The sequence below is a fragment of the Microbulbifer pacificus genome (genome assembly GCF_002959965.1).
In the GTDB taxonomy this organism is placed as follows: Bacteria; Pseudomonadota; Gammaproteobacteria; order Pseudomonadales; family Cellvibrionaceae; genus Microbulbifer; species Microbulbifer pacificus_A.
Genome location: NZ_PREV01000026.1, coordinates 369,188 through 383,550 on the forward strand (window position 1 = coordinate 369,188; position 14,363 = coordinate 383,550).

Below are 14,363 nucleotides of genomic sequence, written 5' to 3' on the forward strand. Positions count from 1 at the left end.
AATGATCAGTCTAAGACATCAGACAACCTGAATACCCGTTTCCACCCAAAGCTCTTTATTGGGATCGTCTACAGAAATATAGATGCTGTAGTCAATTCCATGTGCCAAGCCGGTCTCCAGTTCAGTCCATGCACCGAGTATTTCTACGGTATCTTCCCCATCACCATTGATGTAGAAATTTTCATCACCACTCGAGATGGATACCAAGTCTTCCAATCCAAGGGAAAGCGTAACCGCGTTTTCCTGGTCAAGATCAATCGCATCAATATCGGAAAACTCGCCTACGTAGTCGCTCAGAGTAATGACGGCTTCACCACCTTGCCAGTACAGTGTTTCAAGGCCAGATTCAGAGCTTTGTACAACAAACTCGCTATCCGCAGATTCCTCAACATCTTCGCTAGACTCCGCTGCAAAGGAAGTCATTGCAAACCCTTCCGACATGCTTTCAACACCTGCACCCGACGGTTCTAACGTGATCGTCAGGGAGCCACCTACAACTGCGCCCGTCACCGGGTGTACCAGCTGATAATTAAAGACTTCTTGAGAAGTCATGTCGAAGAATGTTCCATCTGGGATGTAGGTGTAATTACCGTCAGCATCAATTGTCAGTGAGCCAAAGTCACCGTCAACAACCACTGAATCGGTTACATCTACAAAGCCCATACCCGCATCTATCTGAAGTGTGCTGAACTCGGAACCTTCCACATCGTTATCGAACAGGTTACCAACGGCGTTAACGGCACTTTCGATCTCGAATTGGTCGAGGTGAACGACATCAACGTCAGTGGCAACATTAAGTGTCACTGAGGCCAGACCGGATTTGGTCGCACGCACTCGATAATCCCCTGCCGTGAAATTCACGGTAGAAAGGTCAATCGAAGCCACCGTACCAAGCCCCCCGATGACGATGTTGAAGCTATCGCTGGCCACCGTCTCCCAGCTACCAGAGCCCGGTGATGTCTCCCTCTCCAAGAATACCTCTCCACTCGCCAGAGCCGCGAGAAGTACCTCGACTTCGATGCTTCCGGAAACTTCCATATTTTCGGAGATAGTAAACGTGTCACTGATATATTCTTGAGAGCCGATTCCCAGCAGCTCACCATCGGAGTCAGTGAAGTAACCCTCCGTGACTGCATTGGCCCACACAACCGACGCCTCCGCCACATCATCCGACGCAGAGAACTCCATCGTCGCCGGCATAGACGGGTCTTCCTCATCCCATGTCATTTCGACGCTTTCACTATCGATCTGGACATACAGTGTCGCCATCGCAGTGGCACCACTGACTGGATCGACAAGCGTGTACTCAAATATATCTACCTGGCCAATACCGGAACCGTCGCTGTCAAATGGTGTGTAGGTGTAAGAACCGTCCTGGTCGATCTGAAGGGTACCGTATGTCCCGACGATGCTGGACCCGCCCATGACAACGGTCTCACCATTGACACTTACTACGGAGGTTCCCGCTTCGTCGTTATCCAGGACATTACCTTCAACGGCTATCCCTTCGTAACCGGTGATAACGGTATTGTCGAAGTCGGTACCACTCACGGACAGTGAGCTGAGCACTGTCGCCACAACGCCGTCAGCAGCTATGAATGCGCGATACTCACCACTGCCCAATCCCTCGATCGTAACGCCGTCACCGCCACCTCCCAGCAAACCGATTTCAAGTATCGAGGCCTCATCCTCGGAGTTGTCAACGGCAGTCCACATTCCCGTGGCTTCGTCCCATTTCTGCACAACGATGCGAAGATCCCCGAGCAGCTCCAAAGACAGAGTGGAGTCAAATTCAAAGGTCAGATCCTGGGTGTGCCCCGGTTCGATTTCGAACTCCAGGGCCGATGTGCCAAGCACACTCGCCTGCAAATCGAGTCCGATCAGATTCAGATAGAAATCGAGTAAACCGTAATCGGCAGAGCCATGATCTGCGGCCGACTCGGCGCCCAGAATATTCAGCAACGCCGTAGCTACCTCATCGACACCATCCAACGACTCAACACTCACCGGACCGAGCGATCCTTCGGCGCTGGTATTGCCCGCTTCGTCGGTTTGACGAACCAGGACATCGCCGTCTTCGTACTCCCCTTCCGGCAGAGTGAAGCTGTTGCCGGTGCCGGTGTTCCAGGTATCCCCACCGTCGGTGGAGTATTCCCAGGTGGCGTCGGGTTCCAGGCCACCGACGGTGACACTGCCATCGCTGGTGATGCCGTCGCTGTCATCGACCCCGGTGTCGCTGGTCAAGTTGGCGGTCGGCGCATCCGGTGCGGTGGCGTCGATGGTGACCGGACCGAGCGATCCTTCGGCGCTGGTATTGCCCGCTTCGTCGGTCTGACGAACCAGGACATCGCCGTCTTCGTACTCACCTTCCGGCAGAGTGAAGCTGTTGCCGGTGCCGGTGTTCCAGGTATCCCCACCGTCGGTGGAGTATTCCCAGGTAGCGTCGGGTTCCAGGCCGCCGACGGTAACGCTGCCATCGCTGGTGATGCCGTCGCCATTGTCGGCGCCGGTGTCGTTGGTCAGGTTGGCGGTCGGTGCATCCGGTGCGGTGGCGTCGATGGTGACCGGACCGAGCGATCCTTCGGGGCTGGTATTACCCGCCTCGTCGGTCTGACGAACCAGGACGTCGCCGTCTTCGTATTCCCCTTCCGGCAGAGTGAAGCTGTTACCGGTACCGGTGTTCCAGGTATCCCCACCGTCGGTGGAGTATTCCCAAGTGGCGTCGGGTTCCAGGCCGCCGACGGTGACACTGCCGTCGCTGGTGATGCCGTCGCTGTCATCGACCCCGGTGTCGTTGGTCAGGTTGGCGGTAGGTGCATCCGGTGCTTCGGTATCAGAATCAGCGTCGGCATCAGCGTCCGCATCCGCATCCGCATCCGCATCCGCATCGGCATCGGCATCGGCATCGGCATCGGCGTCAGCATCGGCATCGGCATCGGCATCGGCATCCGCATCAGCGTCGGCATCCGCATCAGCGTCGGCGTCGGCGTCGGCGTCGGCGTCGGCGTCGGCGTCAGCATCCGCGTCAGCATCCGCGTCAGCATCCGCGTCAGCATCCGCGTCGGCGTCGGCGTCGGCGTCGGCGTCGCCATCGTCTGGCACGACTTCCTTAGTCACTTCAATGATCAGGTTTGCAGAGAGCACCTCATTAGTCTCGGTATCCACAACGGTCACAACAAAGCTGTCTACACCCACACTGCCTAGTTCCTCGTCCGGCGTATAGATGTAGCTACCATCGCTCTGGATTACCAAAGTTCCATATTCACCCTCAATTTCTATCTCACCGCCGGTGGGTGTAACCACGTTACCGTCGAAGGTGACCGACTGGATTTCAAGATTGTTAGTGTCCCCACTAGCAGACTGATCAATGAAATTTCCTTCCGCGTTCTGACTACCTACGATCGTCTCAACTTCCACTAGATCCGTGGCGGTCACGTCGATAGTACGGGTGATGGCAACACCAACACTGATCAATCCAGGATCAGGAACCAGTGTTGCACGGTATTCACCTGCATCCAGATTCTCCAGCGTTACCTGACCAGAAGTACCGCCCAAGCCAAGTACACTGAGTGAAAGCAGACCGCCATCGAGATTATTCTCACTACTCTCAACTCGGACCCATTCTCCATCTTCAAAGCGTTCGACAATCAAGACATAGTTGTCCAGAACACCGATACCCAGTGCTCCGTCGATTTCAAGGTCGAACACCGTCTCGTTTGTATCTTCACTCAGTTCGAACTCAACAAGCGGTTGGCCTGAACCGATATCGAGACTCACAAGGTCTGCAATGCTGATCCCAAGTAGATCGAACTGACTGTCGCTGTCTGTATCAGGCTCAGCTTCCGGATCCAGGCTCAGTTCACACTCTAGAACCGCATCATCATTAACATCGACTAGCTCGAAGTCGGCATCCGCGTCAGCATCGGCATCAGCGTCGGCATCGGCGTCGGCGTCAGCATCCGCATCGGCGTCGGCGTCGGCGTCGGCGTCGGCGTCGGCGTCAGCATCCGCATCGGCGTCGGCGTCGGCATCGGCATCGGCGTCAGCGTCGGCGTCAGCGTCGGCGTCGGCGTCGGCGTCAGCATCCGCATCGGCGTCAGCGTCGGCGTCGGCGTCAGCATCCGCATCGGCGTCAGCATCCGCGTCGGCGTCAGCATCCGCGTCGGCGTCAGCATCCGCGTCGGCGTCGGCGTCGGCGTCAGCATCCGCATCGGCGTCGGCATCGGCGTCAGCGTCGGCATCGGCGTCCGCATCTGCGTCGGCGTCCGCATCGGCATCCGCATCCGCATCGGCGTCAGCATCGGCGTCAGCGTCGGCATCGGCATCGGCATCAGCATCGGCATCGGCGTCAGCATCGGCATCCGCATCCGCATCCGCATCGGCGTCAGCATCAGCATCAGCATCAGCATCGGCATCGGCATCGGCATCGGCATCGGCATCGGCATCGGCATCGGCGTCAGCATCGGCATCTGCGTCGGCATCGGCATCTGCGTCGGCATCCGCATCCGCGTCGGCATCGGCATCGGCGTCGGCGTCGGCGTCGGCGTCGGCGTCAGCATCGGCATCTGCGTCGGCATCCGCATCCGCATCCGCGTCGGCATCCGCATCGGCGTCAGCATCGGCGTCGGCGTCAGCATCGGCATCGGCATCGGCATCGGCATCGGCATCGGCATCGGCATCAGCGTCCGCGTCGGCATCGGCATCCGCGTCAGCGTCCGCGTCGGCATCCGCATCCGCGTCGGCATCCGCATCCGCGTCGGCATCCGCATCGGCGTCAGCATCGGCATCGGCATCGGCATCGGCGTCGGCGTCAGCGTCAGCATCGGCGTCGGCGTCGGCGTCGGCGTCGGCGTCAGCGTCAGCGTCAGCATCGGCGTCGGCATCGGCGTCGGCGTCGGCATCGGCATCGGCATCCGCGTCGGCATCCGCATCGGCGTCAGCATCGGCGTCGGCATCCGCATCCGCATCCGCGTCGGCATCGGCATCGGCGTCCGCATCTGCGTCGGCGTCAGCATCGGCATCGGCATCGGCATCGGCATCGGCATCGGCGTCAGCGTCCGCGTCGGCATCCGCGTCAGCGTCGGCGTCGGCATCGGCATCGGCGTCAGCGTCGGCGTCGGCGTCGGCGTCGGCGTCAGCATCCGCATCGGCGTCGGCATCCGCATCGGCGTCAGCGTCGGCGTCAGCATCCGCATCGGCGTCGGCGTCGGCATCGGCGTCGGCGTCGGCATCGGCGTCGGCGTCGGCGTCAGCATCCGCGTCGGCATCGGCGTCGGCGTCGGCGTCAGCATCTGCGTCCGCATCCGCATCCGCATCCGCATCGGCATCGGCATCGGCATCCGCGTCAGCATCGGCGTCGGCATCGGCGTCGGCATCGGCATCGGCATCGGCATCGGCATCGGCATCGGCGTCAGCATCGGCGTCGGCGTCGGCGTCAGCATCGGCGTCGGCGTCAGCATCGGCATCGGCGTCAGCGTCGGCATCGGCGTCAGCGTCGGCATCGGCGTCAGCGTCCGAGTCATTGTCGAGGTCGCGGTCATCGACAGACGGAGGCTCACCGACGGGGGTTGGTGTATCTACAGGATCAACTGAAGGCGGGGAGGACGGGGGAGGAGGCGGAGGAGCCTGGATTACATAGGTCGGAATATTCGAGTCATCATCGACACTATCTTTAATTAGATATATTCCGAGCGCCGCCAAGCCTGCCCAGAATACGGGAAGCAAACAGAAGCCTTCACTTCCCTCGCTATTTAACGTCTGTGCAATTTCAGAGCCGCTGGCCAGCGCTAGCGAGAAGCTTGAACCATCCTCGTTATAGTGCGCAAGTTGGACTTCACCGGTATCAGGATTTTCCAGGAAAATGTCACTCTGGACCCCCTCTGAATTGGCGGCAAAAAAATTCGCGATGGTAATTATCTCACCCGACTTCAGTTGGACGATGAGATCTGTACCCGACCTGGAAAATGAAATTACATCTTCTTTTGCTAGAGGAAGCCTGATCAGCCCCGGTGAATTTAACAAAATATTGCTAGAGTAAAACTCACTCAAAGAGCCATTGAATTTATCAATGATGTGGCCGCTCATCCTGCTCATCTAACTATTACCTTTCCTTGTCCTTCTCAGGCACCTTCGTGATCTGAAGGCGCTATTTCCCTTCGCCAACCATGGCTACACTGACGTCAGATCAAACTGCCATTACCAGGCACAAGCCCGGTGTAACTGGCATGTATTTCACTTCGCGGAATACAAAGGACAAGCAATCCAGAACGGATATTTCTTCAACTGCAAGAAAATACAGAACCCCGTCTACCCTTGCTTCCGGAATGACCTTCATCCCAAAGGTAGACAGGATTCGTAAAAGTGATGGAAGAATTGGGCAAGACTCTGAAATTTGGCGCAACTTTCTTGCTGATCGGCTCAACCCGCTGACTGATCATTCAAAAAAATCAGGCCCCCACCTCTGAACATGTGAAATATGTGAAAAACATGCGTCTTACCTGTTTCCACGAAGTATCTGTGAAGAGAAACAGCGCCACCATACACTCCATCAGCGAATCAATCGGATATGTAACAACTGGAGTTACTTATGCAGTTCCGGGTAATGAAACGTATTGCTGTTTTCTCTGCGCTAACGCTCTCCTTAACCACCGTTGGCTGCGCCAACATGAGTGATACCGACCGCCGTGTCGGTACCGGTATTGGTATCGGTGCGGTAACGGGTGCGCTGGTTACGGGTGGTGATATCGGCGGCGCCGCAGTGGGTGCGGCCCTGGGTGGTGTCGGCGGTTGGCTCTACGATCGCGAGAAGAAAAGACGCTACTACTATGACAGCCGCGGTCGTCGCGTTTACGAGCGTTGAAAACCTGTTGACGTTCTTTGGCAACCAGGTTTTTCAGCAACAATGGGTCCGGGAGTCGGGCCCATTGTTGCTTTCGGAACAACGTATTGTGCTCACTTGAGAGGCTTGATCAACCCGTCCAGTCCTTCGATCTTGATTTCCAGCGTCAATGCCATCAGTTCTCCAAGCCTGCCACTGGGAAAGCCCTTTTTCGCGAACCACAGCAGGTATTCCTCCGGCAGATCGATCAGCGACCTCCCCACATACTTTCCAAAAGGCATTGGCGTACGGGCAATATCCAGTAAATCCTGCTTTTCAAACACCGCCCTCTCCTGATTTCACCGGCACAAATTGCTGCACATTCTACACTTTGCTTGGCTTATCCCGACGACTTCGCGGTTTGTTTCAGCAAGGATTCGTATGCCCGGGGTTCTGTGGCAACATGCCGGTCACATGGCCGCCGATTGCGGCCGTTTGTTTTTTGAGCGAGACATATAAGAGAAGACTCTAGGTCTAAGGAAATACCGTGAAAGACAAAATATTCGCCCACCGTATGGGACTGGCTTTGGCCATAGCTCTACTCACCGCCTGCGGTAAACCCGCCACCAACGCCACGCCCGAGGCGACCACAGCCGACAGCATGCCCGCAGCCAGCGTATCGGGGACTGATACATCTGGGACCGACAGTGTTTCCACCGAAGGTATGTGGATGCCGCGCCAACTGCCGGAGCTGGGCGACAAGCTGAAAAGTCTGGGCCTTGAGCTTGACCCGAAGACCATGACGGATCTCACCCAGTTCCCGATGAATGCGGTGGTGAGTCTCGGCGGCTGTTCCGCGAGCTTCGTTTCCCCGCAGGGTCTGGTCGCCACCAACCACCACTGCGCCTATGGCTCCATTTCCTATAACTCCACCGAAGATAACGACCTGCTCACCAATGGCTTTCTCGCCAAGTCTTTGGAGGAAGAACTGCCCGCAGCACCCGGTTCGCGGATCTATGTCACGGTTGACATGAACGAGGTCACCGACAAGATCAACAGCAAACTCAGCGACGACATGGACGGCGCCACCCGTTTTAACGCCATTGAAGATGCGGAAAAGGCCCTCGTGGCCGAGTGCGAATCCGATCCCGGCCACCGCTGTGAGGTCTACAGCTACTACGGTGGCGCCAGCTATTACCTGATCAAGCAGCTGGCCATCCGCGACGTGCGCCTGGTACACGCCCCCGCCTCTTCGATTGGCAAGTTCGGCGGCGATATCGACAACTGGATGTGGCCGCGCCATACCGGCGACTACTCCTTCCTGCGCGCCTATGTGAGTCCCGACGGCAAGCCTGCAGACTTCTCCAAAGACAATGTGCCCTACAAACCCAAACATTTTCTGAAAGTCGCCACCAAGGGCCCACAGGAGGGGGACTTCGTTATGGTCGCCGGCTATCCCGGCAGTACCAACCGCTACCGCACCGCGGAAGAAGTCAGCAACAATTTCAGCTGGTACTACCCCACCATGCAGAAAGTACTGGCGGAGTGGTCCGAGGTCATCGGCAAAGCAACAGAAAACAACAAGGACGCCGCGCTCAAATACGCGAGCCTGGTAGCCGGCCTCAACAACTACTCGAAGAATTTCACCGGCATGATGGAAGGTTACAACCGCAGCGATCTGCTACAGCGCAAACAACAGCTGGAAAAAGACCTGCAGGCATGGATCGAAGCCAATCCAGAAGCCAATAAAAAATACGCGTCCGTCATCAGCGATCTGCAGAAACTGGTGAGCGAACAGCAGTCCACGCAGGAGCGTGACCTGCTGCTGGGCTATATGAATCGCTCCGCGATGCTGAGCACCGCCCAGCGTCTATATCGTCTGAGCCTGGAAAAACAGAAGCCAAATATGGAACGTGAACCGGGCTATCAGGATCGCGATATGACGCGCTTCACGGAAAGCCTGCAACGCATTGAGCGCAACTTCGAACCGTCCGTAGATCAGGCCGTGTGGACCTACTTTATCGAGCGCTATAACGCCCTGCCCCAGGATCAGCGCCTGAAAAGTTTCGACGACTATTTCTCCGGCAGTCTGAGTGGCGACGCGCTGCAGAAAAAACTCTCAGCCATGTATGAGAGTACCGGTCTTACCGACACCAAAACCCGTCTGGCATGGATGGATAAATCTCCCGAGGAGTTCCGCGCGAGCGACGATCCCTTTATCCAGCTGGCAGTGGCCACCTACGACGACCGTCTCGCTATCGAACAGCAAGACAAAGCGATGGATGGCAAGTTCGCGGATGTACGCCCGAAATACATGGACCTGCTGATCGCCTACTACAACGAACAGGGCAAACCGGTATACCCGGACGCCAACAGCTCCCTGCGCCTGACCTATGGCCTGGTAAAAGGTTATACGCCTCCCGCCGGCACCATCAAAGGCCCTGCCGACGGTAACGACGGCAAGAACGGCTTTGTCCCCTTCACTACTCTGCGCGGTATCGAGGCCAAGTACACGGGAAAAGATCCCTTTGATGCGCCGAAAGCCGAACTGGAAGCGATCAAGAACAAAAACTACGGCCGCTTCTATGATGAAAAGCTGGATTCCGTTCCGGTCAACTTCCTCACCACCGTGGATATCACCGGCGGCAACTCCGGCTCCGCGACCATGAACGGTAAAGGTGAGCTGATCGGGCTGGTATTTGACGGCACCTACGACAGCATCAACGCGGACTGGGACTTCAACGACAACACCCGCGCCATTCACGTGGATGTGGAATACATGCTGTGGGTAATGGAAAACATAGACCACGCCGAGAATCTGCTGGAAGAGATGGGCGTGGCGGCACCGGCGAAGGGGAATAAACAGTAATACTGAATCCACCCTCCCGGGTAGCACCGGGAGGGTAATCGGTTCGAACAGATTATCGACCGGCAACACCTCACCGGTCGCCAGCATCAGCGTCCGGCCCGAAAATTACAAAAGCTGCGTCTTGGTTTTACCACAGCGCTGGCAACAATACTCCGTTACCAGCTTTCCCTGTTTCACATCAAACTTGCGTTCGGTCACCACCTTCCACTTGTGGAAACCATCGCGACACAGGCTACTGCCCTTGTGCTTTTCCCAGGCCGTCTTGCGCTTGAATGGCAGTACATCACCCATGATTTTCCTATACCTCACCGCCAGCCGCATGGGCGGAAGCCCAGGCCCACTGGAAATTGAAACCACCGAGCCAGCCGGTCACATCGAGTACCTCGCCGATGAAATACAACCCCGGCTGCTTCATACTCTCCATACTGCGCGAGGAGACTTCATCGGTGTTCACCCCACCGAGTGTCACTTCCGCGGTACGATAGCCCTCGGTACCCTCGGGGATCAGCGTCCAGGTCTGCAGCTTTTCCCCGACCTCCCGCAGCTCACCGTCGCTGTACTGCTTCAGCGGTTTGCTCTGTAGTTCATTGCGCTGCAGGAAAAACTGCACCAGTTTTTTGCTCCAGAACTCGGCCAACAGCGTGTGCAGAAAGCTCTCCTGCTTTTTACCGCGCTGCCCGATCAGCCACTCGCACAAGTTCAGCCCCGGCACCAGATCAAATTCCACGGGCATGCCTTCTTTCCAATGGCTGGAAATCTGCAACACCGATGGCCCCGAGAGGCCTTTGTGGGTAAACAGCATCTGCTCGTGAAAGCTGCCATCGCCACAGCGGGCGGTGACCGCCAGGGAAGTACCCGGTAACTCCTTCTGACGCTCCAGCGAACGTTTTTTCAGGGTAAAAGGCACCAGCGCCGCACGGGTGGGCACGATGCTGTGGCCGAACTGGCGGGCTATGTCGTAACCAAAACCGGTTGCGCCCATGGTGGGAATCGACAGGCCGCCGGTGGCGATCACCAGGGATTCACACACCACTTTTCCGAGAGACGTGTGCACTTCAAAACCTTTCCTCCTGCTCTCATTCGCAAGAGGTTCGATACGCTGAATTTCACAGCGGGTACGAATCTGAGCTTTGGCCTCGCGGCACTCGGCGAGCAACAGATCGACGATATCCCGGGATTTGTTGTCGCAGAACAGCTGGCCGAGGGTTTTCTCGTGGTAGGGGATTCCGTGCTTTTCCACCAGCGCAATAAAATCCCACTGGGTGTAGCGGGCCAGGGCGGATTTACAGAAGTGGGGATTTTCGCTGTAGAAATTGTCCGGTGCGGTGTACAGGTTGGTGAAATTGCAGCGGCCGCCGCCGGACATCAGGATTTTTTTGCCGACCCGGTTCGCGTGGTCCAGCACCAGTACACTGCGGCCGCGCTTGCCCGCCACCGAGGCGCACATCAGGCCGGCGGCGCCGGCGCCGATGATCAGTACATCGGCCTGGGTGGGGAAGTCGGTCATTGTCGAGTATCAGATCAGGTCTTCGGCAGAGTCACACCGCGCTGGCCCTGGTATTTGCCGCCGCGATCCTTGTAAGACACATCACAAATCTCATCAGACTCGAAGAACAGCATCTGCGCCACGCCTTCGTTGGCATAGATCTTCGCCGGCAGGTTAGTGGTATTAGAGAATTCCAGCGTCACATGCCCTTCCCACTCCGGTTCCAGCGGGGTCACGTTGACGATGATGCCGCAGCGCGCGTAGGTGGACTTGCCCAGGCAGATGGTCAACACCGAGCGCGGTATACGGAAGTACTCCACGGTACGGGCGAGTGCAAAGGAGTTTGGCGGAATAATGCAGTAGTCGCCTTCCACATCCACAAAGCTGTCCTGGTCGAACGCCTTGGGGTCTACGGTGGCGGAATGCACGTTGGTGAAAATCTTGAACTCGCTGGCGCAGCGCACATCGTAGCCGTAACTGGACGTGCCGTAGGAAATCAGCCGGTCGCCGGATTGCCCGTGACGAACCTGGCCCGGCTCGAAGGGCTCGATCATGCCCTCGTTCTCAGCCATGCGGCGAATCCACTTATCGGATTTGATGCTCACCCTGCCCCCTCGCTTCTCACAAATGTCTGGTCATAAAAAAGAGGCGGAATCATAGCCGTTTTGCCCTGTGCAAAAAAGTGTCAGACATTGCGACCACCCCCTCGCCCCGCCCCATATCCACGCTTGCCGACCCTGGATAACTACTGTATAAATTACCAGTACACACTGTATAGGTAACCAGTGGTCCCGAGTTGAACAGCCTGTTAAACAGCCAGCGCGGAGCGAACCGATCGTGAACAATGCCGAAAACCTTATGCAAAACAAGCAGTTGAGTGAGCAGGCCGCCGGCCAGCCGGCACAGCCACTGCAACAGCTGCTGACCCGGCCGGATATCTGGCAGCTGGCCAACCGTCAGCGTCAGCCCCGTACCGGCATCAGCACCGGCTACCGCGGTCTCGATGCATTGCTCGCCAGTCACGGCTGGCCCCGCGGCGCCAGCACCGAGCTGCTGGTGGACAAGGCCGGTATCGGCGAGATCAACCTGATCCTCCCCGCACTGGCAGAGATGACCCGGCAAAACCGCATGGTGATCCTGATCAACCCGCCCCACATCCCCTACGCACCCGCTCTGGCGCAGGCCGGGGTACAGTTGGAAAAACTGTTGCTGCTGCACCCCCGCGGCCAGCGGGACCAGCTGTGGGCGGCAGAACAGGCCCTGCAGTCCGGCGCCTGCGGTGCACTGGTCAGCTGGCAGGGCAAGGAAGTACTGGCAGACAAGGATCTGCGACGTCTGCAACTCGCCGCCCGCGAAGGGGATTGCCTGCACTTCCACTTCCGCCCCGGCTCCAGCGCCAGCAGCCCCTCCCCCGCCGCCCTGCGCCTGCAACTGCACAGCGACGGCGAGCAGCTGGCCCTGCAACTGTTGAAGCAACTGAACGGCAAGTCCGGCCAGCGCCTGCACCTGGCCCGCAACCCGGACCTGACCCGCAGGGATCAACCCCTGCACTGACCGCCGGGAACATCAAGCCCCCGCTGCCCCAAACCACCCGTAGGAGCCTGCTTGCAGGCGAACAGGAGAAGTACGCAGTAGCCTTCGCCTGCAACCAGGCTCCTACAAATGCGAATCAGGAATCGACAATGCTCTGGCTCTGCATCCAACTGCCCAAACTCCCGCTGGAAGCCCTCACCCGCGCCCACCGCGCCGGTGACACCGCACCCGTGGCCGTTTCCCAGAGCAACCTGATCATCGAATCCAACCCTGCCGCCAGCGCCCTCAACATAGAACCGGGGCTCAGCATTGCCACCGCCTGCGCCTACTGCCCGGGCCTGCAACTGCTGGAGCGGGATACCGAACGCGAGGCACAGCTGCTGCAACAACTGGCCCAGTGGGCCTACGGTTTTACTCCGGTGGTCTCCCCCCGCACGGGCAATCCCGACAGCAAAGCCCAGAGTGAGTCACCCGCGTGCCTGTTCCTGGAACTCGGCGGCAGCCTCAAGGCCCAGGGTGGCCTCGCGCCCCTGCTGCAACAGCTCGGCAAGGAGCTGCACAAAATGCGTATCACCCACCAGATGGGCCTCGGCCACAGCCCCAGCGCCGCCCACCTGCTCAGCCAGCTGCCGGAGCACCGCCAGTGGCTGGCACAAACCAGTACCCCGCCCACACCACAGCAGTGGAAGCAGTGGATCAGTTTCGCCCCCAGCAAACTGCTCGACTGCAGCAACAAAGCCATCGCCAAACTCTATGCCTGTGGCATAAAACGGGTCAGCCAGCTGCTGGCAGTCCCCCTGTCTGAAGTAGGCAACCGCTTTGGGCGCGACTTTATCAACTACCTCGCCCGCCTCAATGGCTCACGCCCAGACCCGGTGCCCGGCTACCAGCCCCCCGCAGAGTTTCACAGCGAACTCTTGTTCCCCAGCCCTCTGGATAACAGCGAGCAGCTGCTATTTCCCGCCGGCCGTCTGGTGCGGGAGCTCTGCCGGCAATTGCAGCGGCGTCAGCTGTACAGCCCGGCTCTGTACTGGGTGCTGGACTATGGAAGCCGTGGTAGCGAGGAAGTGAACGTGGAGCTGTCACGCCCGCTGTTCGACCCCCAGCGGCTGATCGCGCTGACCAAGTTGCAGCTGGAGCGGGTGAAACTGAAAGAGCCGGTACAGGCGCTGGCACTCCGCTGTAAACAGCTGCGCCCACTGGAAACAAAAATGTTGCGAGAAGATTTTTTCGAAGAGGGCGGCAGCCAGCACGAAAGTTACCAACTGATCGACAAACTCAGAGCCCGCCTCGGCCACCAGGCGCTCTCCGGGATAACACTCAAGGAAAGCTACCTGCCCGAGCAGGCCTGGACCAGCGCCGATAGCCTGAGCCTGCAAAGCAAACGGCACGGGCACCAACTGCACCCGCTCAGTGCCCCCCGCCCCAGTTGGCTGCTGGCACGCCCGGACCGAATCCAGCAGCGGGAACACAGCCTGTTTTACGACGGTGAACTGCAGTTATTGCAGGGCCCGGAGCGCATCGACGGCTACTGGTGGCAACACCACCGCCACGCCCGCGACTACTACATCGCCCGCGGTCCCCAGGGCAGTTTGTACTGGGTATTTCAGGACCTGACGTCAGAGGACTGGTTTCTGCATGGGGTTTACTCCTGATCG

At 58.3% G+C, this 14,363-nt stretch carries 9 protein-coding genes; 4 read left to right on the forward strand and 5 right to left on the reverse strand.

Annotation, left to right across the window (positions count from 1 at the left end; genetic code table 11):
- Nucleotides 1-18: 18 nt before the first annotated feature.
- Complete coding sequence (locus tag C3938_RS17735; protein ID WP_158681524.1) at nucleotides 19-6,093, reverse strand: BapA/Bap/LapF family large adhesin; 6,075 nt, start codon at nucleotides 6,091-6,093, stop codon at nucleotides 19-21.
- A 493-nt stretch (nucleotides 6,094-6,586) separates the two neighbouring features.
- Between C3938_RS17735 and C3938_RS02100 the strand changes: the two genes are divergently transcribed.
- Entirely contained in the window at nucleotides 6,587-6,859 is a 273-nt protein-coding gene (locus C3938_RS02100) for a glycine zipper domain-containing protein (RefSeq protein ID WP_105101615.1), read from the forward strand.
- Between the two features lie 92 nt (nucleotides 6,860-6,951).
- Here the strand turns inward: C3938_RS02100 and C3938_RS02105 are convergent, their stop codons facing one another.
- A complete protein-coding gene (locus tag C3938_RS02105; protein WP_105101616.1) occupies nucleotides 6,952-7,161 on the reverse strand; it encodes a DUF3820 family protein in 210 nt (69 codons plus the stop codon).
- Between the two features lie 317 nt (nucleotides 7,162-7,478).
- On the opposite strand from C3938_RS02105, the gene C3938_RS02110 reads away from it, so the two are divergent.
- Nucleotides 7,479-9,686: a S46 family peptidase gene (locus tag C3938_RS02110; protein WP_418903580.1), complete on the forward strand. Its 2,208-nt coding sequence runs from the start codon at nucleotides 7,479-7,481 to the stop codon at nucleotides 9,684-9,686.
- A gap of 105 nt (nucleotides 9,687-9,791) precedes the next feature.
- Here C3938_RS02110 and C3938_RS02115 read toward each other — a convergent pair whose 3' ends face one another.
- Genes C3938_RS02115 through dcd form a run of 3 tightly spaced genes read right to left on the reverse strand, consistent with a single transcriptional unit; the run spans nucleotide 9,792 to nucleotide 11,777 of the window.
- Nucleotides 9,792-9,977 (reverse strand): hypothetical protein, encoded by a 186-nt coding sequence (locus tag C3938_RS02115; protein WP_105101617.1) that lies wholly within the window; start codon nucleotides 9,975-9,977, stop codon nucleotides 9,792-9,794.
- A 7-nt stretch (nucleotides 9,978-9,984) separates the two neighbouring features.
- Nucleotides 9,985-11,193 carry an NAD(P)/FAD-dependent oxidoreductase gene (locus C3938_RS02120; protein ID WP_105101618.1) on the reverse strand — a complete coding sequence of 403 codons (1,209 nt, stop codon included), beginning with the start codon at nucleotides 11,191-11,193 and terminating at the stop codon, nucleotides 9,985-9,987.
- 14 nt (nucleotides 11,194-11,207) lie between these two features.
- A complete protein-coding gene (gene dcd, locus C3938_RS02125) occupies nucleotides 11,208-11,777 on the reverse strand; it encodes a dCTP deaminase (RefSeq protein WP_105101619.1) in 570 nt (189 codons plus the stop codon).
- Nucleotides 11,778-12,009: 232 nt separating this feature from the next.
- Between dcd and imuA the strand changes: the two genes are divergently transcribed.
- Together imuA and C3938_RS02135 are read left to right on the forward strand one after the other, a co-directional pair.
- Entirely contained in the window at nucleotides 12,010-12,726 is a 717-nt protein-coding gene (imuA, locus tag C3938_RS02130) for a translesion DNA synthesis-associated protein ImuA (protein WP_105101620.1), read from the forward strand.
- Between the two features lie 128 nt (nucleotides 12,727-12,854).
- Nucleotides 12,855-14,360, forward strand: coding sequence for a Y-family DNA polymerase (locus C3938_RS02135; protein WP_105101621.1), 1,506 nt, complete (start codon nucleotides 12,855-12,857; stop codon nucleotides 14,358-14,360).
- Nucleotides 14,361-14,363: the final 3 nt, after the last annotated feature.